Below are 22,671 nucleotides of genomic sequence, written 5' to 3'. Positions count from 1 at the left end.
TTCAGACGAACTTCTCACCGCAACTGCTTGCGCCACTGCCAGTGCCTCCAAGGAAAATATATGCAAAAAGATTCTAACCGAACAGTATTGAGACTTGTCCTTGGCACAACTGGGACGGGACTTGTAGTGCCTTGACGCAAATCACCCAGTCTAAGCATCAGCGCAAACCAAAATTTCCAACAGAAAAAAATTCGGTTCTGCATTCCGCCTTTGGACTTGACCCATTTCCACGGACAGTTTGAGCTTCTTCATTGAAGCTCATGGATTAACTGGTTTTCGGTGTTGGTGGATTTTTGCTGATGTTTCCTTTCAAAGTTATTGGGTGACTGGTAATTCAATCCTGAATGCCACCTGCGCGGGTTGTACCAACTCTCAATCCAGGTAAACACCGCCAGGCGTGCCTCGGTCTTGGTCTTCCAGCTACGCCGGGCAATGAGTTCACATTCCAGGCTGGCAAAGAAGCTCTCCGCCATGGCGTTGTCATACGCATCACCCACGCTTCCCATCGAGGGACGTACCCCCATTTCCTTGCAGCGGTTGCCAAACGCAATGCTGGTGTACTGGCTGCCTTGATCAGAGTGGTGAATCACCGACTCGGGCTTTCTGGTCATCAAGGCCATGTTGAGCGCCAGGATCACCAGGTCTGCGGTCATGCGCTCCCCAAACGCCCAGCCCACTACCTTGCGGCTGTATACGTCGATGACCATGGACAAGTACAGGAAACCTGTCCACGACGGCAGGTAGGTCATGTCCGCCACCCACAGCTGGTTGATGTTGGTCGCCACAAATATCCGATTCACCAGATCCGGTGCCGGGCGATGGCGCACATCGCGTTCCGTGGTCACGCAGAAGCTGCGCCTGCGGCTCACGCCACGCATTTGCCCCTCACGCATCAGACGGGCAATGCGCTTGCGGCTGGCGTTCACGCCTGCGTCTTGCTGCTCGGCGCGGATGCGCGGCATGCCATAGGTTTCATCGCTGGCGATAAACGCTGCGCGAATCTGCGCCGTCAGCACGACGTTGGCTTGCTGACGTGGGGACACGGAACGTTGCAGCCAGCCGTAGAAGCCGCTGGCCGAGACCTTGAGGGTTTTGCACATCGCGCGCACCGGCAGTTCGGCCTGGTTGGCTGCAATCTGCGCGTAGACGGGGTGAACGTCTTGTCGCCGTTGTGGGCAAACCAGGCCGTAGCCTTTGCCAGGATGTCGCGCTCCATCTGAACTTGACGCAGCTTGCGGCGTAGCTCGATGAGTTCCTGGCGCTCGTTGGCACTCAACGCACCGGCCTCTCCAGGGGCAACGCCGCTGGACGCATCGGCCTGGCGCATCCAGTTCAGGATGCTGGTGGCATGGCAGCCAAACTCCTTGGCCAGTTCGCCGGGCTTGCGTCCGGCACGAACCAGTTCAATCATTTGCTCACGAAATTGCGCCGGATAAGGCGGCTTGGGGGTATGCGGTTTGCTCACTTCGGACTCCTTCTGCAAGAACAATAAGGTGTCCGTGAAATGGGGTCAACTTCAAGGAGGTCAATCAACAAATTGCGGAACAACTCGTACTTAATATTGAGTTCTCCGCAATAAGCCTTCAGCAGTTCTCGTCCTTTGCACTTCGCAAGCCATGTATCATCAGCGAGTGCTTTCTCCAAATACTGGCTCACCTCTTCCTTAAATTCTAAATCACTTGTTCGCACCATTCCCGCGCGCCGCTGTACCTCCCTTTTCGCTGCCCATCTAACAAACGGCATTAAAGCCAATTGATAGACATCAATGCATCCATTCGCATTTTCATGGAAATGTATTTGTAAGTCGCTACCGTCACTACAGCTTACATATGACATGATTCATCCTTGGTGCGGGTTGCTATAGGGTGGTGCACGTCCTGGGTGATATTTTGGATGGCAACGGTATGCATAAAAGCATTAACCATACAAAACATAACATTGAATTATTTCTTCTGTCTGGCACAAGGCTTGCTTTTCGCTCTCCAGTAGTGTTTGTCAAACCGTATCAACTTTTAGGGGAAAAACATGTCTGAACAGTTTCGTGGGGAAAAATTTGCCGATGTTTTAGCTGCCGGGATGAATCGCCACAGATTCATGAAACTGATGGGGGACAAAGGTGGTGTTTTCTGGCGTTTACGCCAGGTTGCTATCAGCGCCACTTTCCTCGCGGCATTCGTAGTCTCCGGGCAAGCCCAGTCAGCCGTGCCGACGGCACCGGGAGCATGCATGGCCTTGCAGAAGAAGTTTCCTCAGTTCAAGGGCAAAACGCTCGTCAACGCGATCAACCCACACACCCCCGGCTACGAAACCATCGATCCCAACGACCCGGACAAATACATCGGCTTCGACATTGATCTGGGCGAGGCCATCGGCAGCTGTCTCGGCTTCACAATGACTTATAAACCGGTCGCGTTCGCGGCCCTGCTGACCACGCTGCAAAGTGGTCAGGCCGACATCGTTATCTCCGACATCTATGCCACCGAGGAGCGCGCCAAGGCCGCCGACTTCATCACCTATTCCAAGGTGTTCGATGGTGTACTGGTGGCCAAGGGCAATCCCAAGAAGATCACTGGTATCGACAAGTCCTTGTGCGGCGCGACGGCAGCCGAAAACACCGGCTACGTCGAGGTGCCGCTGATCCAGAATCTCGCATCGTCGTGCAAAGCAGCCGGCAAAGCAGAGCCTGCGCTTCAACTGTACGACAACAATGCCAACTGTATCCAAGCCATCCTGGCAGGTCGCGCCGATACGTACATCAACGACGTCAACACCGTCGATCAGGCGGTCAAGGCCTATCCGGACAAACTCGGGAAGGCCGCCACCCTGGCGCTGCCTTACTCAGTCGGCATCGCGGTGCCCAAGGGTAAGAAAGAGTTCCGTGACGCCGTCATGGCAGCACTGATCGAGATCCAAAAGGCTGGCCTGCAGACCAAAATGCTACAGAAGTGGTCCATCCCTGTTGAAAACATGGAAGCTCCCCGACTCGTGATAGCGAAGTAAATGGACCTCTTCCTCCACTATCTGACCCTGCCTTATCTACTCAAGGGAATAGGCTTTACGTTGGCAGTAACCGGGTTGGGCCTGGCAGGCGGGTTGGTGGTGGGAATGGTTCTGGCCAGCATGCAGCTCAGCCGCTTTGCTCCGCTGGCTACGGCTGCGCGCGGTTACTCGATCATTTTTCGTGGTACCCCGCTCATCCTCCAGATGGTCTTTGCGTACAACGCTCTTCCCCTCATCGGAATCAAGCTGACGGCGATTGCTGCGGGTGGCCTCGCCCTGGCCCTGAATGAGGCGCCGTTCATCGCCGAGATGCTGCGATCCGGGGTGCTCGGAGTGGACAGGGGGCAGGTCACGGCGGGACAGGCCCTTGGCATGACGCCTGGGGTGTTGATGCGCCGCGTGATCGCGCCCCAGGCGATCCGGACCATGGTGCCGGCGCTCGGCAGCGAATCGATCAGTGCATTGAAGAACTCTTCGCTGGCCTCGGTGATCTCCGTCCAGGAACTGACCTTGCGCAGCACACAGCTCGCATCCTCCACCTTCGATTTCTTTTCTGTCTTCCTTGCTTCGGGCCTGATTTATCTGGCACTGACCGGCGGTATCAGCCTGATCCAGCTGCTCGTCGAAGATGGGCTCGATCTGGACAGGCAGGTATCGAAGAGCCGTTTCGCTCGTCTGCTCCCGTGGCGCCGAGGCCGAGTGAAACAGGCCGCGACGAAGGTACGGGCCGCGCCGGAAGATCCATCGGAAACACCTTCGCCCGATACAGCAGGCCACGCGATGGAGGTGTCTGCCAAAGCAGCGATTTCGGCTGGGGAGAGATCCATCTCGCTCGCCAGCCATGAGGAGGCGGTGCGCGTCACTGGATTGTCCAAACGCTACGACGAGCAATCTGTGCTTGATGGGCTCAACCTCATCGTCCGTACCGGGGAAGTGGTGGCGCTGCTGGGTCCGAGCGGGTCTGGCAAGAGCACGCTTCTGCGATGCATCAGTCACCTGGATGGCTGGGATTTGGGTCAGATCCACGTGGGTGGAAAACGCCTTGGCTATCTCCCGAGTGGTCAACTGATGACCCAGCATGACTTGGCAAACGAGCGTGCCAGCGTCGGCGTTGGCATGGTGTTCCAACAATTCAACCTGTTCAGCCATCTGACGGCACTGGAGAACATTGCCGGGCCATTGCGCTGGGTGCATGGCATGTCGCAAGAGGATGCCGACCGGCGCGCGCGCGAACTGCTGGAGCGCGTGGGGCTGAGTCATCGTGTTGACGCTCTGCCTCGGCACATGTCCGGCGGACAACAGCAGCGTGTCGCGATTGCTCGGGCGCTGGCGCCCAATCCCAGCGTGCTGCTGCTTGACGAGCCTACTTCTGCGTTGGATCCAGAACTGATCAACGAAGTGCTGGATGTCATCCGGCGGCTCGCTGTCGAAGATGGTTTGACCATGATCATTTCCACCCACCAGTTGCGATTCGCCGAAGAAGTGGCGGACCGCGTCGTCTTCCTCAGCGGTGGTTCGGTCGTCGAAGAAGGCCCGGCGCACGAAGTGCTGACGCAGCCTCGCCATCCGTTGACAGCCAAGTTCCTCAGTGTCATGGGTGCTAATACCGAATCAACCCATCAGCCGATCCACGAGGTCAAAGCGTGAAACATCACATTCTTCCTGTATCTCCCTCCACCGTAAATTGGGGCTATTTCAGCAAGGTGGTTGCGCCGGCCCTGACCCTGAAGTCGGGCGACCGTGCCACCATCGAAACACTCACGCACCATGCGAACGATGACCATGAACGCATGATTGAGGGTGATCCTGGCGCAGAAAGCGTATTTAAATGGACGCGCGAACACAAAGCCATACCGCGTCGCGGAGCCGGCCCCACGGAAGGACCGTTCAAGCTGGGCTCAGGGGAAGGGGTCGGCGTGCATTTGTTGACCGGCCCGGTGGCAATTGAAGGCGCTGAGCCTGGCGACGTACTGGAGGTTCGGATCCTGGATGTGCGGCCTCGCCCGAGTTGCAGCGCCTGCCATGCCGGACGTTGCTTTGGATCCAACGTGGCTGCCTCATGGGGCTTTCATTACCACGACCTGATCGAGGAGCCGAAGCCGCGCGAAGTCGTCACCATCTTCGAACTCGACACCTCCGGAGAACCCTTCGCTCGCGCTGTCTACAACTACGTCTGGACGCCGCAGACCGATCCAGATGGCATCGTTCATTCGACGATCGACTATCCCGGTGTCAAAGTGGATCATTCGCTGATCCGCAAGCGCGAGAACATCCTGCAGAACGTCAAAGTACCTGCGCGCCTGCATTTCGGCACTATGGGCCTGGCACCTTCGGAGTCTGACTACGTCAGCTCAATCCCACCGAGCTACACCGGCGGCAACATCGACGACTGGCGCATTGGCAAGGGCGCACGCATATACTACCCCGTTGCCGTCGACGGGGCCTTCTTCTCTGTGGGTGATCCGCATGCAGCACAAGGTGACAGCGAGTTGGGTGGCACGGCGATCGAGACCTCGCTTACGGGGGACTTTGAGTTCATCCTGCACAAGAAAAATGACCTGGGTGGAACAATCCTGGAGGGGTTGACCCACCCCCTGCTCGAAACCGATTCGCAATGGTCCGTCTACGGCTTCACGTTCCCCAACTACCTAGTCGAACTGGGCGTCAATGCACAAACCGAGGTGGCGAACCACTCCAGCCTGGACAAGGCCATGCGCGACGCCTTCCGTAAGCTGCGACGATTTTTGATGACTGTGCATCACCTGAGCGAAGATGAAGCAATCTCGCTGCTGTCGGTGGCGGCGGACTTCGGTGTGACCCAGGTCGTCGATGCCAACTGGGGTGTACACGGCTCAATCCGAAAGAACGTTTTCGTCGGCCGTTAAGCTGGTATGGGAGGTTCGGATACTGGATGTACTGCCGTGTTTGTCCTTTAATAGAAGATATGAGGGCCGCGCATTTGGAAGCAATGCCTCTGCCTAGTGGGGGGTATCCGGCGATTTACTCACGAAACCCAAGCAGCGCGAAGTGGTCACCATCTACGAAATCGACTGCAGCCAAGGCATGGACTGCGCACACGCTGTCTACAATTTCCGGTGGACGCCGCAGCATCATCAAGCCACGGTGTGCTGAAGAACGTGAAGATCCCCATACGGCCACAGATGTGATCCACAAGCAGACTTGTTCCAACGATGCCGTGAATTCTACCGTTGATTGAGATGGGGCACTGAGCTATGACAACGATTTTTCACATGATTTCTGGGGCACCCGACCCGGTCGCGCCATTCAGCCACGCCGTCGAAAGGGATGGATGGTTATTCGTGACGGGGCAAATGCCTTTTATCGATACCTCGCTGGAAGCACCCTACCCGGAGGGCATAGAAGCGCAGACGCACCAAGTCATGAAGAACCTAGAGACTGTCCTGTCCGGATGCGGATGCACTTTGCACGATGTGCTGTCAGTGAGGATTTTCCTTACGCACTTCGAAGATGACTACGAAGCGATGAACGTTGTCTATGCAAGCTATTTCCCAGTCGGGCGGCGACCGGCGCGCACCTGCGTTGGCGTGTCCGGACTAGCGAAAAGTGCACTTGTTGAGATTGACCTCATTGCGCGCCGCGCTTAGATACGGACCCCTCTAATCTCGAATTCTGGCAGCCCTGATGAGGCGCGCTTACAGATGAAGGCGATAGTCCAACCGTCCGGGAATCGGTGGAAGCCCAGGTTTAGCCTTATGGCTTGGCGTTTTCAGCGGCATTTCGCAATCAAATTATCGGCGGCATCTGTGGCAGCAAAGGTTGTGCCGCAGCAGAATCGGATGGATTCGACTGGAGTCTTATTTTGAGAAGATCGATCGGCTGCTAAGGGTTGATTCTGTTGAAAAAGTCATTTTTGGTGGAGTAGAAAAAATTCTAGGGCATTATGGTGTGTGCGTCGGTCATAGATATGGGGGCTACGGAAATTGCTCTCGAATTTAACCAAGATCACCTACACACATCTATGCATACCTATTGAATTTTGGCAGAAATTCAGGACACCGAAAATTTGAGTTTTTCAACAGAACCGGTTGGGAGTATGTATTCGCCGAAGATGTAAGCGGCTATTAAGCGCATTTCTAGCCAATGGCCAGTGTGCATAGCTGTCATACGCAGTACGCCAACGACGGCTCTGGCCAAGGAACAGACGATCACTGGGTTGGCCTGATAGACCGTCACAAATTAATTTGAGGCAATCATCGACCTGCAAAGATACGCTGGCGTATGCTCGCTGACATCTCAAAAATCGGTGTAGCTCATGCGCTAGGAAAGCTTGCCCAAGAAATCCTGTTTGCCGATTTCCACCCCGTTATGCCGAAGAATCGCATAGGTGGTTGTGACATGGAAATAGATATTGGGGAGCACATACTCGAGCAAGTAGGGCATGCCCTTAAAGGTAAGCGTCTTATCGTGCATAGGCAGCGAAATGGTTTTATCCTCCGAACCATCGATCTGTTCTGGATTGAATGTTTGAAGCAAGGCAATCGTCTTGTCGATTCTAGCCATCAGTTCCTGAAAGGTGGTTTCGTTGTCTTCGTACTTCGGTGGTTCCATACCGGCAAGACGCGAAGCGGCGCCCTTGGCATTGTCTGTCGCAATCAGAACCTGACGCACGAGTGGAAGCATATCCGGAAAGATGCGTGCGTTGACCAGAACCGCTGGGTCGATCTTCCTGGCCTCGGCGTGTGCAGCGGCTTTTTCGAGAATCGCGCGCAAGTTAGTCAGTGCACGGAGAATGGGCGGGACTGATGCCAGATACATGGATATGGACATGATGGTTTCTCCTGAAAATAGAATTCAGTGACTCATTTGATTGTCGACGGATAGCGTCAAAGTGTTCGCGCTTTACAAGCGGGGATGGGTAAATTTTTACAGGACTTCATCGCGACGCACTTTGCATTGTTTGCAAATCCAGCGTTGATGCAATTTATCCTCCGAGACTATTTGCATACCTCCGATTGATGCGCAGAAATCCTTGCACTGGGTACAGAATCGGTCACCCGACTGCGGGTGTATCCATCGTTCCGGGATTTTAGTCAAGGTTAGCCTAACAGGACGCTGGAGTTTCCATCATAGGCTTCGCATCTGTAAACGGCCAGGGGTTCTCATCTCGCTGAAAGGATACTGCTAGACCCAGGATGAATTGTCTCTGGGTTCACGTTGAGCTTCAATGTTCTGCGTTAGATATGGCCGAGCAGGAGACCTCCATGGTCATAATGTTAACTGCCTCAGCATACTTGGAACTTGCAGTGCCTAGACGCAACTCACCAAGTCTAAGCATCAGCGCAAACCAAAATTTTCCAACAGCAAAAATATTCGGTTCTGCATTCCGCCTTTGTCTATTTCACCGGGTTAAAACACACGCGATCGATTGCTGCCCTGATTGCATAATTATGCAAACGCAGAGATGTGGATTTGAAAGTGCGAGGCACTATAACGCAGCGTCGTGTGCGCCAGTTTTGTGCATCGCATCCTTTGAAAGCGCTGAATATCGAGCTTTAGGCGGGAAAATCGCGAATTTTTGTTGGCATGGGAAGTGCTTTACAACGTAAAAGCTGACCATTTGGTCAAGATTATATTGTTGATCATTTTTGATTCGCTTTTGTTTCTGTGAAGCACTGCATTTGACGATTTCGAGTTTGGAGACTTAAGCATGTCTGACCATATTGTTCTGACGTCACATCATTCCCAAAGCAGCAAGGAACAGCCTTCCAACGAAATCCATTGGGGCGCCGAGAGCCCGGAAATCCGTGGCCCGATTATCGCCAGTCTGACTACCCCGCAGCATCGCAATGCGATCGGTACCCATTCCGGTGCCTATGCAATTTACCGTGCGCTTGCGGTCGCGTCCGGCACGCTTGACCGGGATCATCGTCCCGACTTCACCAATACCGCGCCGGCAGAACTGATCGGTCCGCATCCGCAATGGGGTGACCCGGACAAGATTGTGTCGTTCGATCCCTATGGGCACATGGCACCGGCTGTATTCGCAAAGCAGTCGGCGGCTGGGATAGATATCCGCCCCTCCATCGCTGTTACTAAAGCCCATATTAATATGCCGGAACTGAAGGAGGCGATGAGCGCGGGCAGGCTGAAGCCAGATGGCGAGATTCTGTTCGAGAACGGCGATGTGCGTGTGACGAAGGCAGCGATTGATCCGGTCTGGTATCTACCCGGGCTGGCGAAGCGTTTCAACATTAATGAAAGCGCATTAAGGCGCCACTTGTTCGAGCAAACCGGTGGCATGTTCCCAGAATTGGTCACGCGCTTCGATCTCAAGGTTTTCCTGCCGCCGATCGGCGGCATGACGCTGTACTGTTTTGGGGAGATCAGCGCACTCGGCAAGGAGGTCACCCGCGTCGCCTGCCGTGTGCATGATGAATGCAATGGTTCTGACGTGTTCGGCTCTGACATCTGCACCTGTCGTCCTTATCTTGCGCATGGCATCGAGGTCTGCATCGAGATGGCGCAACAAGGCGGCGTCGGGCTGGTTGTGTATAACCGCAAAGAGGGCAGGGCGCTGGGCGAGGTGACCAAGTTTCTCGTTTATAACGCACGTAAGCGTCAGGTCGGTGGCGACCGTGCGGAAACCTATTTTGCGCGTACCGAATGTGTGGCTGGGGTGCAGGATATGCGCTTCCAGGAACTGATGCCGGATGTGTTTCATTGGCTCGGCATCAAGCGCATTGATCGCTGGGCCTCGATGAGCAACATGAAGCACGGTGCGCTGACCGCGCAGGGAATCGAGGTGGTGGAACGTGTGCCGATCCCTGACGAACTGATTCCGGCCGATGCCCGGGTCGAAATGGATGCCAAAGTTGCAGCCGGCTACTTTGCGGCGGGTGCACCAGTCTCAATCGAGGAACTGGCGATGGCCAAGGGGCGGGAGTTAGGCGTATAACAATGAGCGATCAGTTGAACATTGAAGCTGAGTTGAACTGGCACACGCCGGTTCCAGCCGCGCATCCTGCAGCGGCGCTTTTAACGGCGGAAGCTGTGCGCAGCCATTGCGCGCAGATCATGGCGCTGGCGGAGCAGGGTACTGCCGCTTATTTCACCTGGCACCCCGAACAACTCGACATCACGGCAGCCTATGTCGTAGACACGATTATCCAGCGTTACCCAACTCTGCAAGTGCCCTATCACAGCCGCTGGCGGCATTACGAGGTTGGTGGTATTGACCGCTGGGCGCAGCTTTCCGCCAACTCCATTTGGCAGAGCGCGGAGCGCGCCCGTACCCGGATTGATCTGGTGATATCCAGTGTGTTGCTGGATGCGGGGGCTGGCCCTGACTGGCGTTACGTGGATCATCCGCATGAAATGATACTGGCGCGCTCGGAGGGTTTAGGTGTCGCCAGTCTGACGCTCTTTGCAAGTGGGGCGCTATCAGCCGACTCAACGCAACCGCTGCGCGCCGATGCGTCTGCGCTGGCGCAGCTGGACCCGCTAACGTTAGCTCAGGTGTTCCAGGTTGATAATGACAATCCGCTGGTCGGACTGTCGGGTCGCACGCAACTGCTGCAGCGTCTCGGTACGGTGGTGGCGGCTACGCCGGCCGTATTCGGCAGCCCGGCCCGGCTCGGCAATCTGTATGACTATCTGGCCGCGCATGCTGTTGGCAATCAGATCGACGCGGCCTTTGTGCTGGAAACGTTGTTGCGCGCGTTGGGCCCTGTATGGCCGGGGCGTATCTCGCTTGATGGTGTATCACTGGGAGACTGCTGGCGGCATTCCGGTACCCGCGATGGCTTGCTGCCGTTCCACAAACTCAGCCAGTGGCTCACCTATTCACTGCTCGAACCACTGGAAGAAAGTGGATTGAAAGTCGTCGGTCTGGACCAGTTAACGGGGCTGCCTGAATATCGGAATGGCGGCTTGTTATTGGATTTCGGTTTGCTGGAGCCCCGCAATCCGGAGTTTTTTATCGACAGCATGATGGTCGACGATCCTGCTGTGGTGGAATGGCGCGCACTGACGGTGATCGCACTCGACCATTTGGCGGACGCGGTACGTGCCAAGTTAGGACTGGATGCAGCCGCGTTTCCGCTGGCACGCATATTGGAAGGCGGCACTTGGGCGGCGGGTCGCCGGATCGCTGCGGAACGCAGGCCTGGTGGCGCCCCTCCGGTACAAATCGCCAGCGATGGCACTGTTTTTTGACCCCCCTGAGAATCGAGAAAATGTGATGACAAAAATGTTTAACCTGATCAGCCATCCTCTGATCCAGCACAAATTGACCTTCATGCGGAATGAGGAGACGAATACCGATAATTTTCGCAGGCTGCTACGTGAAATTAGTCAGATGCTTGTCTACGAGGCTACTCGTGATTTGCCCACTGAAATGGCCACGATCAAGACGCCGCTGACGGTTATGTCGTCGCCGATAATCAGTGGCAAGAAGTTGTGCCTGGTGTCGATCCTGCGCGCCGGCAACGGCATGCTAGACGGCATGCTGGATGTGTTGCCAGCCGCGCGTGTCGGCCATATCGGCCTGTACCGCGATCCGCAAACGCTGGAGCCAGTCGAGTATTACATGAAGGTGCCGGACGACATCAGCGAGCGTCTGGTCATTGTGGTCGATCCGATGCTGGCGACAGGTAATTCAGCCATTGCTGCATTGAACCGACTGAAGGAATGCGGCGCGAGCGCGATCAAGTATGTGTGTTTGCTGGCGGCACCCGAAGGTCTGGCTGCCTTGCAGGCGGCTCATCCAGACGTGTCGGTGACTACTGCTGCGCTGGATGAACGCCTGAACGATCATGGCTACATCGTACCCGGACTGGGAGATGCCGGCGACCGGATGTTCGGTACCAAGTGAGATAGTTATGGAAGGCGATAGCAAGAGTCGCATTCGTTTGAGCAATGAGGCTAATATTTTGCGTGCGGCGGAACATGTTTTCGCGCGCGCAGGATTCGTCGGGGCAACGATGGCGGAAATCGCCGAGTGCGCCCACATCCCGAAGTCCAACCTGCATTATTACTTCAAAAGCAAGAAAGCGATCTACCGTGCGGTGTTGGCAAACATCCTTTCATTGTGGCTCGCGCAGACCGACAGCATTCACGAGGACAATGATCCGCGCACCGCGCTGACTGATTACATTCGGGCCAAGATGCAGCTTTCCGTCACCCACCCGGATGCGTCGCGCGTGTTTGCCAATGAAATTCTGCACGGCGCGCCCGAGATCGGCGACTATTTACGCGAGGATCTGCGTCAGTTGGTCGAGCGTAAGGCAGAGGTGATCGAACACTGGATCGCGCAAGGCAAAATGATGCCGGTCGATCCGAAATATCTTTTTTTTACCATCTGGGCCGCGACGCAAACGTATGCTGACTTCGATACACAGATCTGCGCGGTGCTCGGAGTGCAAGCGTTAGATGCACAGCAGATGCACAAAGCGACTGAGCACCTGACAGAATTGTTGCTGTGCGGTTGCGGCATTGCGCACTGAAAATGGAGTTTTTAAAACTGGACTACGCATATGCTTGATCTTCTTCTTCGCAACTGCACGCTGGCCGATGGCCGTACCGGCCTTGATATTGGCATGGAAGGGGATCGAATAGTCGCGATCCAGCCGGCGCTCGCCGCCGATGCTGCACAAACCATCGATGCTGTCGGTCAGCTGGTGACAGCACCGTTTGTAGATGCCCACTTCCATATGGACTCGACCTTGTCTTTCGGGCTGCCGCGAGTCAATCGCTCCGGTACCTTGCTTGAAGGTATCGCGCTATGGGGCGAGCTCAAACCACTGTTGACGCAAGAAGCGCTGGTTGAGCGTGCACTTGCCTATTGCGACTGGGCTGTCGCGAAGGGGTTGTTGGCCATTCGTTCTCATGTTGACATCTGTGATCCGCGCCTGCTGGCGGTTGATGCGCTGCTATATGTACGTGAGCGCGTAAAACCCTATCTTGATCTGCAATTAGTGGCGTTTCCACAGGATGGCTTGCTGCGTGCGCCCGATGCACTCGATAACCTCAAGCGCGCGCTCGACAAGGGTGTGGACGTAGTGGGCGGCATTCCGCATTTTGAACGTACGATGGCTGATGGCGCAGAATCTGTACGTATTTTGTGCGAACTTGCGGCCGAACGTGGGCTGCGGGTCGATATGCATTGCGACGAATCCGACGATCCTCTGTCGCGCCACATCGAAACCCTCACGTACCACACACAACGGCTTGGCTTGCAGGGCCGGGTAGCTGGCTCACATTTGACATCGATGCACTCGATGGACAACTACTACGTCTCAAAACTGATCCCGCTTATTCAGGAAGCCGGAGTTGCCGTCATCGCAAATCCGCTGATCAACATCACGCTGCAGGGTCGGCACGATACCTACCCGAAGCGGCGTGGCATGACGCGCGTGCCAGAATTGCTCGCCGCAGGTATCGATGTCGCCTTCGGCCATGACTGCGTGATGGACCCGTGGTATAGCCTCGGCAGTGGTGACATGCTGGAGGTCGCGCACATGGGCTTGCATGTCGCCCAGATGACCGGGCAGGACGCGATACACGCCTGCTTCGAGGCAGTCACCAATGTACCGGCAAAGATACTCGGGCTGGATGGCTACGGCGTCGCCGTCGGTTGCCGAGCCAATCTGGTACTGCTGCAGGCACACAATCCGGTTGAGGCGATCCGACTGCGTGCTACTCGCCTGGCGGTAATTCGGGCAGGGCGTATCATCGCCAGTACGGCACCGGCTATCGCGATGCTGAAATTACCGGGGCGGCCTGGAGAGGTCAATTTTCAACTTTAGTGTAAATAAGCCTGATGGGTTCCATATTTTGAATGGGCCCAGGAATGGTGAGGATAGCCATGAGTAATACTAACGAAGCCGTAAATATTGTGAGCGAATTTCTGGCTGCATCCATGGTGCCAGACCCGGAGAAGGCCGCCACTTTTCTGGCCGACGGTGTGCAGATCACCTTCACCGGACGTCGATTAATGCCTGATGCACAGGCGATAACGATGTTCAACAAGGCTCGCTATGCCTGGGTCAAAAAAGCCTTCGGTCATTTTGACTGGATGGAACGCGATGACCATACCATCGTCTATTCCAACGGCACACTGTATGGAGAATGGCCGGATGGACGCAGTTTTTCCGGGAACCGCTATCTCGACCGCTTCGAGGTTCGCGATAAAAAAATCACCCGTATGGACGTCTGGAACGATAGTGCGGAATGGATACTCGATCCTGCAATAAATCGAGACTGAAATGTTTCAAGTTGTGGATAGACTCAAGTATGAAGTGCAGCCAGTGAGCCGTTGTCCATTGCTTCTTTCCATGGTCACCCCAGTCAGGCATTCGCCAGTTCGACCAATGTGGCCAGTAGAACTCGCGCCCCGGCAACAAGGTCATCAGGTGCCGCGTTTTCCGCCGGATTGTGGCTGATCCCCTTTTCGCAGGGCACGAACACCATTCCCGTCGGGCATATCTCGTGCATAAAAAGCGCATCATGGAACGCTCCCGACGGCATCCTCATGGAGGGTAGCCCGAGCCTTGCAGCCGCCTCTTCCACCGAGTCCACCATACTCGGGTTGAAGACGCAGGGCGAACGCGTGGCAATCTCGGTGACCTTCACTGCGCACCTGATGCAGGCTGTGCGACAAGTCGCTTCCACCAGATCCCCCACCCGCTCCAGAACCACCTGATCCGGGTGCCGAAGGTCTATGGAAAAAGCAGCTCTGCAGGGTACCGTATTGGGTGTATTCGGGGTGACGTCCAGCCGCCCGATGGTGAATCGCAGCGTGTCCGTTTCTTCCCGAATCAAGGCGTTCAGCGCGGATATACACGCTACCGCTGTCTGAAGCGCGTCCCGGCGCAGGGAAATCGGTGTGGTACCCGCGTGTGCTGCTTCGCCGGTCACCTCCACGTTGAACCAGCGGAATCCCTGGATGCCTGTGACGACACCGATGGTCGAGCCTGATTGCTCCAACAGCGGCCCCTGTTCGATATGTGCTTCCACATAAGCAGCAACAGGGGTCGCAAATTCGTGGGAAGCGCAGTTCGGTATGGCCGCGATGGTGTCGGCCAGCGCATCGCTCAGAGTGATGCCATTCTGATCTTTTACCCCCAAAAAATCGTCCAGAGGACGGGATCCGGTGAAAACCATGGAGCCCATGGCGCCGGGCGCAAACCGGCTGCCCTCTTCGTTGGTCCAGGCCACCAAATCGATGGGTCGCCGGGTCTGCACGCCAGCCTCGTCCAAAGCTTCCATGATTTCCAGCCCGGCCAGGACGCCGTATATACCGTCGAAACGGCCCCCCATCGGCTGACTGTCCATGTGGCTACCGGTCATCACCGGGGCCAGCTCTGGTTCGTTTCCGGTGCGGCGGACGAACAGGTTGCCGATGCCGTCCATAGCGATTTCGTAATGCCGTGCCGCTGCCCAGGAGATCAATAATTTTCGAGCTGCGATATCTTCGAGAGACAACGCCTGCCGGTTCACCCCATTGCCGGGAATCGCACCGATCGCGGCCATTTCCATGTGACGGTTCCAGAGGCGGTTCTTGTCGACAAAACGGCTGGCGCGTACGCTGTCGGAACATTTAGTAGACTGTTGTGAGTTACCGTTCACTATCGAATTCCAGGATGAGATTAAAAGTAAGCAACGCTAATTGCTTGGGTGGCAAGTCTCTTGTTTCTAAACCTCGAAAACCTTCCGAGGCTGAAATTTTCCATTCCCCGGCTGGCCGAGAAATGTTTCCCCGTCGACCACCAACTCTCCCCGCACCCACACCTTTTGCGGCACGCCTTTCACGACATGCCCCTCGTAAAGCGTGTAGTCCACCGCCGAATGCAAGTTCTCCTTTGAGAGGGTCGCGTGAGCCTTGAAGTCCCACAACACAAGATCGGCATCGTAGCCGGCTGCAATTGATCCCTTGCGTCCTTCCAGGCCGAACAGCCTGGCGGGATTGGTGGCCGTCAGTGCGACCAGTTGGTTAAGGCTGAAGCGATTGTCGTTGACGCCGCCTTGATGCATCACCATCATGCGCTCTTCAATGCCCGGTACGCCGTTGGGTATCTTGGAAAAGTCGTCGCGCCCCAGACTCTTTTGTCCGTCGAACTTGAATGCGCAGTGGTCTGTGGAAACGACACTGAGGGTGCCGTTGCGCAGAGCCTTCCAGATTGCCTCCTGGTCTTTTTTCTCCCTGAATGGCGGCGAACACACCCATTTGGCTCCTTCAAAGTCCGGTCGGTCCAGATCGTGCAGGGTGAAAAACATGTAGTGGGTGCAACTTTCTCCGTAAATCTTCGCGCCCCGATCCTGGGCTGCGCGTAATTGTCCCAACGATTCTTCGCAGGTCATGTGCACGATGAACAGCGGACTACCGGCAACTTCCGCCAGAGCAATAGCACGTCCCGTAGCTTCCCCCTCCAATTTTGCTGGCCGTGAAAGTGCATGGTAAATGGGGTCGGAATGCCCCTTCGCCAGTTCGTGCTTAACCAGCACGTCGATCGCGCAGCCATTTTCTGCGTGCACCATGGGCAGCACGCCGACATCCCGGCACATTTCAAAGGCTTTGAACAAAGTATCGTCGTCTACTTGCAGGATGCCTTTGTAGGCCATGAACATCTTGATTGAGGTTACCCCCTGAGCTGGCAGCTCGGCAATTTCAGCCAGCACCTGGTCGTTCAGTTCTGTCACGATGACATGGAAGCCATAGTCGATCACCGCTTTGTCCCGAGCTTTTTCGTGCCAGATGTTCAGGGCATCCTTAAGGCCACCACCTTTTGGCTGGATGGCAAAATCAATATGGGTCGTTGTTCCGCCAAATGCGGCCGCAACATGACCGGTATAAAAGTCGTCGCAAGTCTTCGTGCCGCCGAATGGCATATCGAGATGAGTATGAACATCTATCCCGCCCGGTAGCAAATATTTTCCTTCGCCGTCAACGATGGTCGCATCCCGTACGTCCAGTTCGACGCCGACGGCGGATATCGTTTCGTTGTCGATCAATACATCAGCTATGAACGTGTCGCTAGCAGTGACGATAGTAGGATTGCGGATAATGGTTTTCATTTTTTCTTTCCGGAAATACAAGTTGCTTTTTACAAGTGCGCTGGGCTGGCCAAGCAGGTTAAGCTGTCTTGACGGCATCAGACCCGTGCCGAGCCCGTCTACGTTTGAGAAAGATTGCCAGCGCCAAAGCTAGCCCGATGACTGTAAATGAAAGCAGAGTGGTGAGTGTGCCGAGGGCATAAATTACAGGTGTAGTGGCGTTGGTCTGCATTGCTTGTAATTCCAGGGGCAGGGTATTGAGTGCTCCGGCAGCTTGAGAGGTTCTGGACAATTCGTCATAGGACAAGGTGAAACCAAACAGGGCGACTCCGAGCAGGCTGGGAGCGAGGATGGGCAGCACAATTTCCCAGATTACCCTTAAGCTACTGGCCCCCAGGCCTCTTGCAGCCTCTTCATAGGATTTATTGAAGCGATTGAAGGCCGCAAACATGATCAATAGACCGAAGGGTAGGGTCCAAGTCAGCTGCGCACCAAGCGCCGATGTGATCCACGTGCGATCTATCTTCAGGAGTTCGAACATGGCGCCAATACCCAAGCTGATGACGACTGACGGTACGATCAAACTGGCAATTGCAATATAAAAAATCGCGCTCGCGCCTTTGAATCGACTACGAAAGCCGAGGCCTGCCAGGAAGGAAGCTATGGTGGTAATCACCATCACGACCAAACCCAGTTTGAGTGAACGGCCGAATGCGCCTGAAATATCCCCTATGGATTGCCCGGCGAATAACTGGTGGAACCAATGAGTGGAAAAACCGTGCATGGGGAAAGTCAAGCCGCCCTCTGGCCCCTGGAATGAAAGCACAGCAATGACTATCACTGGTCCATACAGAAATAACACGAATAGGCCGAATAAAATGGCAAGCCAATAGAAGGCTGGCGAACGTTTCCCATGCGCCATATTTTCACAGTTCCTTTCTGATATCGACGATTTTCACCAGCGCCGCAATCAGTATGATGACAAAAGCCAGCAGCACCATGGATTCAGCTGCTGCGGGGGGAAATTGCAGGGACGACAAGTCTGTGACGATCACCTTGCCGATAGAGGCGACTTGACCACCGCCGAGCACGTTGACGGTGACAAAATCTCCCATCACGATGGATATTACGAAGATGGAGCCGATGGCGAGTCCCGATTTGGATAGCGGCAGAATGATATTCAGCACCACTTGCCATCCTTTGGCTCCAGAGTCCACGGCCGCTTCGATCAGTGACTTGTCGATGCGCATCATGGAGTTGAAAATCGGCACGATCATGAACACTGTGTAGAGGTGTACATAACCCAGCACCACCGCGAATTTGGAATACAGCAACCATTCCAGCGGTTGTTTCACGATCCCCATGGTCTGTAGAACGGTGTTTACCACACCATCACGTCCCAGCAGCGGTATCCATGAAATCATTCGAATTTCGTTGGATGTCCAAAACGGAATGGTGCACAGAAGGAGTAATACCACTTGTCGACTTCGGCTACGGACATGGAACGCGAGAAAATATGAAAGCGTGAAGCCAAGTACCAGGGTGACTGCCCAGACGATCAGGCTGAGCTTGGCTGTAGTCCAATATGTTTCATAGGTGACCGAGGACGAAAAAACGTCCTGGTAGTTCATTAGGGTGAAATCCGGTATTAGGATGTCGTAGGTCTGATAATCGAAAAAGCTGATGACGACGACCAGTATCACTGGAATCAGGAAGAAAACCAGAAAGACCGCGGTGATCGGCATTACCTGTAAATAGGGTGCGATCCGTGGTGTGGATAGCACGGACCAAAAAGGACCGGAAACCCGACGTCGGGTTTCCGGCGTTGCCATGGTGTTGTTCAGATCAGGCTGCGACAAAGTCGTTCCACTTGCGTACAAGATAGCGGTCTTCGTCCATTACCGTATTCCAGCAGGCTACAGCGCCCATTCTTTGGTCGAAGGAGCCCCCGTCGCGAACGCTTCCTGGTGCGTCCACTTTTTGTCCCGTCGGGCTCAGAATATTGCTCTTTGCGGGCTTTCCATCCATCCAGTAACCCCATTCGTCTGCGCTCATGAATTGTTTAGCGGTTTTCGGAACCGCTGTGTAATACCCTTGACGGTTGAGGAACGCGCCTGCCCAGCCAGACAGATACCAATTGATGAATTCGTAGGCGGCATCCAAAGTTTTCCCCTTCACGTGCGACGGGATACCAAGGCCGATGCCCCAACCGCGATAGCCTTCCTTGAGGGGTTGGTATTTGCAGGCGATGCCCATTTCGCGAACCTTGCTGACCGCCGGCGACCACATCGACTGGAGTACGACTTCGCCGGAGGCCATCAGGTTTACGGATTCATTGAAATCCTTCCAGAATGCGCGGAACTGTCCCTGCTTCTTGGCCGCAGTGAGTATCTCCATGGTCTTGTCGATTTCCCCCCGGGTCATGTTGCCCTTGTCGTGGTAGCGCATTTTTCCCATCGCCTCAATGGCCATGGCTGCATCCATAATGCCAATGGATGGCACGTCGATAATGGCGGTTTTTCCCTTGAAATCCGGGCTCAATAAATCAGCCCAGGAAGTAACCGGGCGATGGATAAGATCCGGGCGTATCCCCAAAGTATCGGCGTTGTAGACTGTGGGGACCACGGTCATCCATTCCGTAGGTTTGGCCGAAAACTTGCGCCCGAATTCTCCGTCCAGGTAGCTGACCTCAAACGGTGCTGTACCCTGACTTGAAACCATCTTGCCGTTGAGCTTGCCGGAGGTGAAAATTGACACGATGTCTTCATAGTGCTTTATACGTTTAACATCCATGCCTCGCAGATTTCCGGAGGGAATGATTTTCTTCAGAGCAAAATATTCGCTATCCAGGAGGTCGTAGGATGTTGGTTGCGTAATGGCGCGTTTTACTGCGTCATCGGAATTCAACGTCGTGAACTCGATGGTGATGCCCAAGTCCTTCTTGGCCTGGTCGGCGATTTCCTTGTAGTGGGTCACTCCAGTGCCGAGGAGGCGCAGAACTACTGGTTCGGAGGCATACACGGAAGGTATGCCGTTGATACCTCCAATCGCTGCCGCACCGCCCGCCACTGCCAGCCCCTTTAAAAAACCTCGGCGCGATAGGCCGCCGTGTTCGTTACTATCGTTTTTGCGATTGTCGTCAGACATGTAAAACCTCCTGGTTGAATTGCGTATGATTAGGGTTGCCGCTTTCCTGGGTCTGATAAGGCCCAACGCAATGGGCGTCCCCCACTTCCCACTTTGCAGTGATCCGATCTCCTATCGAGACCGGCCTTTCCGAAAACTCCCGATCACTTACCACGATCGAGAACTCGTCAGCCTCCTGGCATTCAAGTCCTATCCGCACCTGTGTTCCCTGGTATTCGACGGCGCGTACGGTCGCACTGAGCGCGTTGGACGATCCTGGGTCAGCTGCCTCCAAACCCATGGAGACCCTGTCGGCCCGGACGGAAAAAAATACCTCGCTTCCCGCTGGTGCATTTACGTGAGGAACAATAAATTGGTACTCTCCCGCCGTCAGCAGCGTGTTGGCCATTTCCACGCGGGTCACGCGTCCGCTCATGACGTTGTGCCCTCCGATGAATCTGGCCACGAATTCCGTTTTCGGGCGATTGAACACTTCCCACGGTGATCCCGTTTGCTCTACGCGGCCGCCGTTCATGACCACTACCAGGTCCGCTAGGGCCATGGCCTCTTCCTGACTATGGGTGACGTGGATGAATGTCAAACCCAACTCCCGGTGAATGCGTTTTAGCTCTGCCCGCATCTTCACTCTCAAAAATGGGTCCAGGGCGGACAAAGGTTCGTCCAGAAGCAGTACTTCAGGCTTGGTAATCAGTGCCCGAGCCAGGGCCACTCGCTGCTGCTGGCCACCGGATAGCTGGTCGGGTCGACGATCCTTGTATGCGTCCATTTGCACCAGTCGCAGCATTTCCAGAGCCTGTGCGCGTCTTTCAGCCTTGGGTACGCCGCGCATCTTGAGTCCAAAAGCTACGTTGTCTTCACAGGATAAATGAGGAAAGAGTGCATAGTTTTGGAACATCAGCGCGGTTCCGCGTAGGGAGGGATGTCGCAGGGTCACGTTCTTATTGGCGATCAGGACATCACCTTCCGTCACCGACTCGTGGCCGGCAATTATTCGTAAGGTACTTGTTTTGCCGCAGCCGCTTGGGCCCAGTAGGCAGCAGTAAGAGCCGGCGGCAACCTTGAGATTCACACCGTCAACAGCCACCGCTTCACCATAATGCTTGGTTACCGCGATCAGTTCCACCGCGCCCCGTTTTTCCTTTGTCATTTCGAGTCTTTGTCCCTGAGCATATACATATTATTTTGGCCATTTCTTCTATGGTGCCGCCCAAACCTGCGGTGAACACCGCCTCAGTTAGCCTGCCCGGGGATGAGCAACAATTAATGCAACGTTGCATTCAATGAAAAGCAGTAATCGTGCCAGCATTGGATGCTTTTACTGGCCTTAACGTTTTCCATCTTTAGTGGCACGTCTTGTGCCTGTTATGGCGGGCTGGCAATGGAGATTTGCAGCCTTAACTTACTCCCGCCCATGTGTCCGAATTAGCCTGAATATCCACTTGTGATGCGCCATAATTCCTCATAATGGGGCGCTTTGTATAAACCCCACCCCTTTTGGTGCAGAGCGGCAGCAATGTGCTCCGATATCAAAATTGGAGCGCATATTAAGTACCCCAGGCCGCAGAGGAAACAAACACAGGCAGTACTTTGCTACGCTTCGCCTGGAACTGTCAGCGCATCCATATGGGCCGCGATGGCACCGGGCCGAGTTATCCACGCCCGGCCATCCGCCACAATATGGCCTAGCGCCCGGCGAAGATGACGTAGCCGATGGGGGTGCCCCACGATATACGGGTGAAGGGCGATGCCCATCACCAACGGTTGAGCCTCGCTTTGCACGATCATTTCATCGTAGGTATCCACAATCATGTTCCCGAATTCTTCGCCGCTGGTGTAGCGCGCCATAATCGCGGGAATATCGTTGAGCTCCTGAGGATAGGGAATGGACCAAAGGCCGCCTCGGCGGGTTACGAAACGAACCGGTTGGTCGTCCTGGCACCAGTTCAGTGAGTAGGTGTATCCCGCTTCATGGAGTAAATCCGGGGTGTGGAGGCTTTCCGAGATCCAGGGACTCAACCAACCTTTCGGTGCTGTGCGTTCTTCCTGAGTTAGGCGGCTGGTGCAACATTCGATCAGTCGTTTTTCTTCTTCTTCCGGCAGATCGCCTTGACGCTCAGAATTGGTATGGCCATGCCCGATGATTTCATCGCTGCGATTTCTAAAAGCCGTCGCGACCTCCGGACAATAGTCGTAAATGCTGGTGTTCAGCAGGACGCCCAATGGAAGCTTGAGGCTGTCGAACATTTCCAGCAGCCGCCAGACGCCGACGCGGTTGCCGTAGTCCCGCCACGAATAGTTGAGTACATCCGGTTGCGGGCTGGCGGACGTCAGGCTTGCACCCAAGCCTTGGCCGAAGGCAAAATGTTCCAGGTTCAATCCTATATACACGGCAAGGCGTTTGCCCTCCGGCCAATCGTAGTCGGTTCGCTGGGTAATCGCCGAATATGCATAGCGACCGTGTGTGGGTAAGACATGGGACATTTTCATCTC

General features: G+C 55.1%; 20 protein-coding genes. 10 read left to right on the top strand and 10 right to left on the bottom strand.

The genetic code is table 11. The features are described from left to right. Nucleotides 1–248: 248 nt before the first annotated feature. Nucleotides 249–1,411, bottom strand: a protein-coding gene (locus tag EI185_RS11725; RefSeq protein ID WP_262982393.1) for an IS3 family transposase whose coding sequence is annotated in 2 segments (ribosomal slippage) — nt 249–1,189 and nt 1,189–1,411 — 1,164 coding nt in all. Because the reading frame shifts where the segments join, the coding sequence is not laid out codon by codon here. A 50-nt stretch (nt 1,412–1,461) separates the two neighbouring features. Next, nucleotides 1,462–1,836 carry a hypothetical protein gene (locus EI185_RS11720; RefSeq protein WP_124705334.1) on the bottom strand — a complete coding sequence of 125 codons (375 nt, stop codon included), beginning with the start codon at nt 1,834–1,836 and terminating at the stop codon, nt 1,462–1,464. Nucleotides 1,837–2,025: 189 nt separating this feature from the next. On the opposite strand from EI185_RS11720, the gene EI185_RS11715 reads away from it, so the two are divergent. The 4 genes from EI185_RS11715 to EI185_RS11700 all read left to right on the top strand — a co-directional run bounded on the left by EI185_RS11715 (nt 2,026) and on the right by EI185_RS11700 (nt 6,626). Beyond that, the gene (locus EI185_RS11715; protein ID WP_223247806.1) at nt 2,026–3,000 is read left to right on the top strand and encodes an ABC transporter substrate-binding protein; all 975 of its coding nucleotides are present in this window, start codon (nt 2,026–2,028) and stop codon (nt 2,998–3,000) included. Then, nucleotides 3,001–4,647, top strand: coding sequence for an amino acid ABC transporter permease/ATP-binding protein (locus EI185_RS11710; protein ID WP_124705333.1), 1,647 nt, complete (start codon nt 3,001–3,003; stop codon nt 4,645–4,647). It abuts the gene before it with no gap. Beyond that, the gene (locus tag EI185_RS11705) at nt 4,644–5,885 is read left to right on the top strand and encodes an acetamidase/formamidase family protein (RefSeq protein ID WP_124705332.1); all 1,242 of its coding nucleotides are present in this window, start codon (nt 4,644–4,646) and stop codon (nt 5,883–5,885) included. The genes EI185_RS11710 and EI185_RS11705 overlap by 4 nt, the downstream gene beginning before the upstream one ends. Before the next feature lie 348 nt (nt 5,886–6,233). Further along, the gene (locus EI185_RS11700; RefSeq protein WP_223247805.1) at nt 6,234–6,626 is read left to right on the top strand and encodes a RidA family protein; all 393 of its coding nucleotides are present in this window, start codon (nt 6,234–6,236) and stop codon (nt 6,624–6,626) included. A gap of 673 nt (nt 6,627–7,299) precedes the next feature. Here EI185_RS11700 and EI185_RS11695 read toward each other — a convergent pair. After that, complete coding sequence (locus EI185_RS11695) at nt 7,300–7,809, bottom strand: DUF1993 domain-containing protein (RefSeq protein ID WP_124705331.1); 510 nt, start codon at nt 7,807–7,809, stop codon at nt 7,300–7,302. 880 nt (nt 7,810–8,689) lie between these two features. Here EI185_RS11695 and EI185_RS11690 point away from each other — a divergent pair. From EI185_RS11690 to EI185_RS11665, 6 genes are read left to right on the top strand one after another with little or no spacing between them, the layout of a single operon-like run. Further along, nucleotides 8,690–9,937 (top strand): GTP cyclohydrolase II, encoded by a 1,248-nt coding sequence (locus EI185_RS11690; protein ID WP_124705330.1) that lies wholly within the window; start codon nt 8,690–8,692, stop codon nt 9,935–9,937. Nucleotides 9,938–9,939: 2 nt separating this feature from the next. Next, complete coding sequence (locus tag EI185_RS11685; protein WP_124705329.1) at nt 9,940–11,196, top strand: URC4/urg3 family protein; 1,257 nt, start codon at nt 9,940–9,942, stop codon at nt 11,194–11,196. A 25-nt stretch (nt 11,197–11,221) separates the two neighbouring features. After that, on the top strand, nt 11,222–11,854 hold the full coding sequence (gene upp, locus EI185_RS11680; protein ID WP_223247804.1) for a uracil phosphoribosyltransferase: 633 nt from the start codon (nt 11,222–11,224) through the stop codon (nt 11,852–11,854). Nucleotides 11,855–11,861: 7 nt separating this feature from the next. Then, complete coding sequence (locus EI185_RS11675; protein ID WP_223247803.1) at nt 11,862–12,485, top strand: TetR/AcrR family transcriptional regulator; 624 nt, start codon at nt 11,862–11,864, stop codon at nt 12,483–12,485. Nucleotides 12,486–12,515: 30 nt separating this feature from the next. Then, nucleotides 12,516–13,787 carry an amidohydrolase family protein gene (locus EI185_RS11670; protein ID WP_124705326.1) on the top strand — a complete coding sequence of 424 codons (1,272 nt, stop codon included), beginning with the start codon at nt 12,516–12,518 and terminating at the stop codon, nt 13,785–13,787. A 59-nt stretch (nt 13,788–13,846) separates the two neighbouring features. Then, on the top strand, nt 13,847–14,245 hold the full coding sequence (locus EI185_RS11665; protein ID WP_124705325.1) for a nuclear transport factor 2-like protein: 399 nt from the start codon (nt 13,847–13,849) through the stop codon (nt 14,243–14,245). Between the two features lie 83 nt (nt 14,246–14,328). On the opposite strand, the gene EI185_RS11660 is transcribed toward EI185_RS11665, so the two are convergent. The 7 genes from EI185_RS11660 to EI185_RS11630 form a co-directional block, all read right to left on the bottom strand. Beyond that, nucleotides 14,329–15,609 carry a M20 family metallo-hydrolase gene (locus EI185_RS11660; protein WP_223247802.1) on the bottom strand — a complete coding sequence of 427 codons (1,281 nt, stop codon included), beginning with the start codon at nt 15,607–15,609 and terminating at the stop codon, nt 14,329–14,331. Nucleotides 15,610–15,675: 66 nt separating this feature from the next. Continuing rightward, on the bottom strand, nt 15,676–17,055 hold the full coding sequence (hydA, locus tag EI185_RS11655; protein ID WP_124705324.1) for a dihydropyrimidinase: 1,380 nt from the start codon (nt 17,053–17,055) through the stop codon (nt 15,676–15,678). Between the two features lie 58 nt (nt 17,056–17,113). After that, nucleotides 17,114–17,956 carry an ABC transporter permease gene (locus EI185_RS11650; protein WP_124705323.1) on the bottom strand — a complete coding sequence of 281 codons (843 nt, stop codon included), beginning with the start codon at nt 17,954–17,956 and terminating at the stop codon, nt 17,114–17,116. A gap of 4 nt (nt 17,957–17,960) precedes the next feature. Then, nucleotides 17,961–18,866: an ABC transporter permease gene (locus EI185_RS11645; protein WP_223247801.1), complete on the bottom strand. Its 906-nt coding sequence runs from the start codon at nt 18,864–18,866 to the stop codon at nt 17,961–17,963. 13 nt (nt 18,867–18,879) lie between these two features. Continuing rightward, nucleotides 18,880–20,181 carry an ABC transporter substrate-binding protein gene (locus EI185_RS11640; RefSeq protein WP_124705322.1) on the bottom strand — a complete coding sequence of 434 codons (1,302 nt, stop codon included), beginning with the start codon at nt 20,179–20,181 and terminating at the stop codon, nt 18,880–18,882. Next, entirely contained in the window at nt 20,174–21,328 is a 1,155-nt protein-coding gene (locus EI185_RS11635; protein ID WP_124705321.1) for an ABC transporter ATP-binding protein, read from the bottom strand. Before EI185_RS11635 ends, EI185_RS11640 begins: the two co-directional genes overlap by 8 nt. A gap of 443 nt (nt 21,329–21,771) precedes the next feature. Beyond that, nucleotides 21,772–22,662 (bottom strand): polysaccharide deacetylase family protein, encoded by an 891-nt coding sequence (locus EI185_RS11630; protein ID WP_223247800.1) that lies wholly within the window; start codon nt 22,660–22,662, stop codon nt 21,772–21,774. Between the last annotated feature and the right edge of the window lie 9 nt (nt 22,663–22,671).

Origin of the sequence: Sulfuriferula multivorans, from assembly GCF_003851125.1 — a bacterium.
GTDB classification, from domain to species: domain Bacteria; phylum Pseudomonadota; class Gammaproteobacteria; order Burkholderiales; family Sulfuriferulaceae; genus Sulfuriferula; species Sulfuriferula multivorans.
The sequence above is the reverse complement of the archived record's forward strand: the minus strand, read 5'-3'. Positions and strand labels throughout refer to the sequence as shown.

Coding starts and splice junctions, on each gene's coding strand:
- EI185_RS11720 (WP_124705334.1), bottom strand. CDS start 1,836: ATGTCATATGTAAGCTGTAGTGACGGTAGCGACTTACAAATACATTTC.
- EI185_RS11715 (WP_223247806.1), top strand. CDS start 2,026: ATGTCTGAACAGTTTCGTGGGGAAAAATTTGCCGATGTTTTAGCTGCC.
- EI185_RS11710 (WP_124705333.1), top strand. CDS start 3,001: ATGGACCTCTTCCTCCACTATCTGACCCTGCCTTATCTACTCAAGGGA.
- EI185_RS11700 (WP_223247805.1), top strand. CDS start 6,234: ATGACAACGATTTTTCACATGATTTCTGGGGCACCCGACCCGGTCGCG.
- EI185_RS11695 (WP_124705331.1), bottom strand. CDS start 7,809: ATGTCCATATCCATGTATCTGGCATCAGTCCCGCCCATTCTCCGTGCA.
- EI185_RS11690 (WP_124705330.1), top strand. CDS start 8,690: ATGTCTGACCATATTGTTCTGACGTCACATCATTCCCAAAGCAGCAAG.
- EI185_RS11685 (WP_124705329.1), top strand. CDS start 9,940: ATGAGCGATCAGTTGAACATTGAAGCTGAGTTGAACTGGCACACGCCG.
- upp (WP_223247804.1), top strand. CDS start 11,222: ATGACAAAAATGTTTAACCTGATCAGCCATCCTCTGATCCAGCACAAA.
- EI185_RS11675 (WP_223247803.1), top strand. CDS start 11,862: ATGGAAGGCGATAGCAAGAGTCGCATTCGTTTGAGCAATGAGGCTAAT.
- EI185_RS11670 (WP_124705326.1), top strand. CDS start 12,516: ATGCTTGATCTTCTTCTTCGCAACTGCACGCTGGCCGATGGCCGTACC.
- EI185_RS11665 (WP_124705325.1), top strand. CDS start 13,847: ATGAGTAATACTAACGAAGCCGTAAATATTGTGAGCGAATTTCTGGCT.
- hydA (WP_124705324.1), bottom strand. CDS start 17,055: ATGAAAACCATTATCCGCAATCCTACTATCGTCACTGCTAGCGACACG.
- EI185_RS11650 (WP_124705323.1), bottom strand. CDS start 17,956: ATGGCGCATGGGAAACGTTCGCCAGCCTTCTATTGGCTTGCCATTTTA.
- EI185_RS11645 (WP_223247801.1), bottom strand. CDS start 18,866: ATGGCAACGCCGGAAACCCGACGTCGGGTTTCCGGTCCTTTTTGGTCC.
- EI185_RS11640 (WP_124705322.1), bottom strand. CDS start 20,181: ATGTCTGACGACAATCGCAAAAACGATAGTAACGAACACGGCGGCCTA.
- EI185_RS11635 (WP_124705321.1), bottom strand. CDS start 21,328: ATGACAAAGGAAAAACGGGGCGCGGTGGAACTGATCGCGGTAACCAAG.
- EI185_RS11630 (WP_223247800.1), bottom strand. CDS start 22,662: ATGTCCCATGTCTTACCCACACACGGTCGCTATGCATATTCGGCGATT.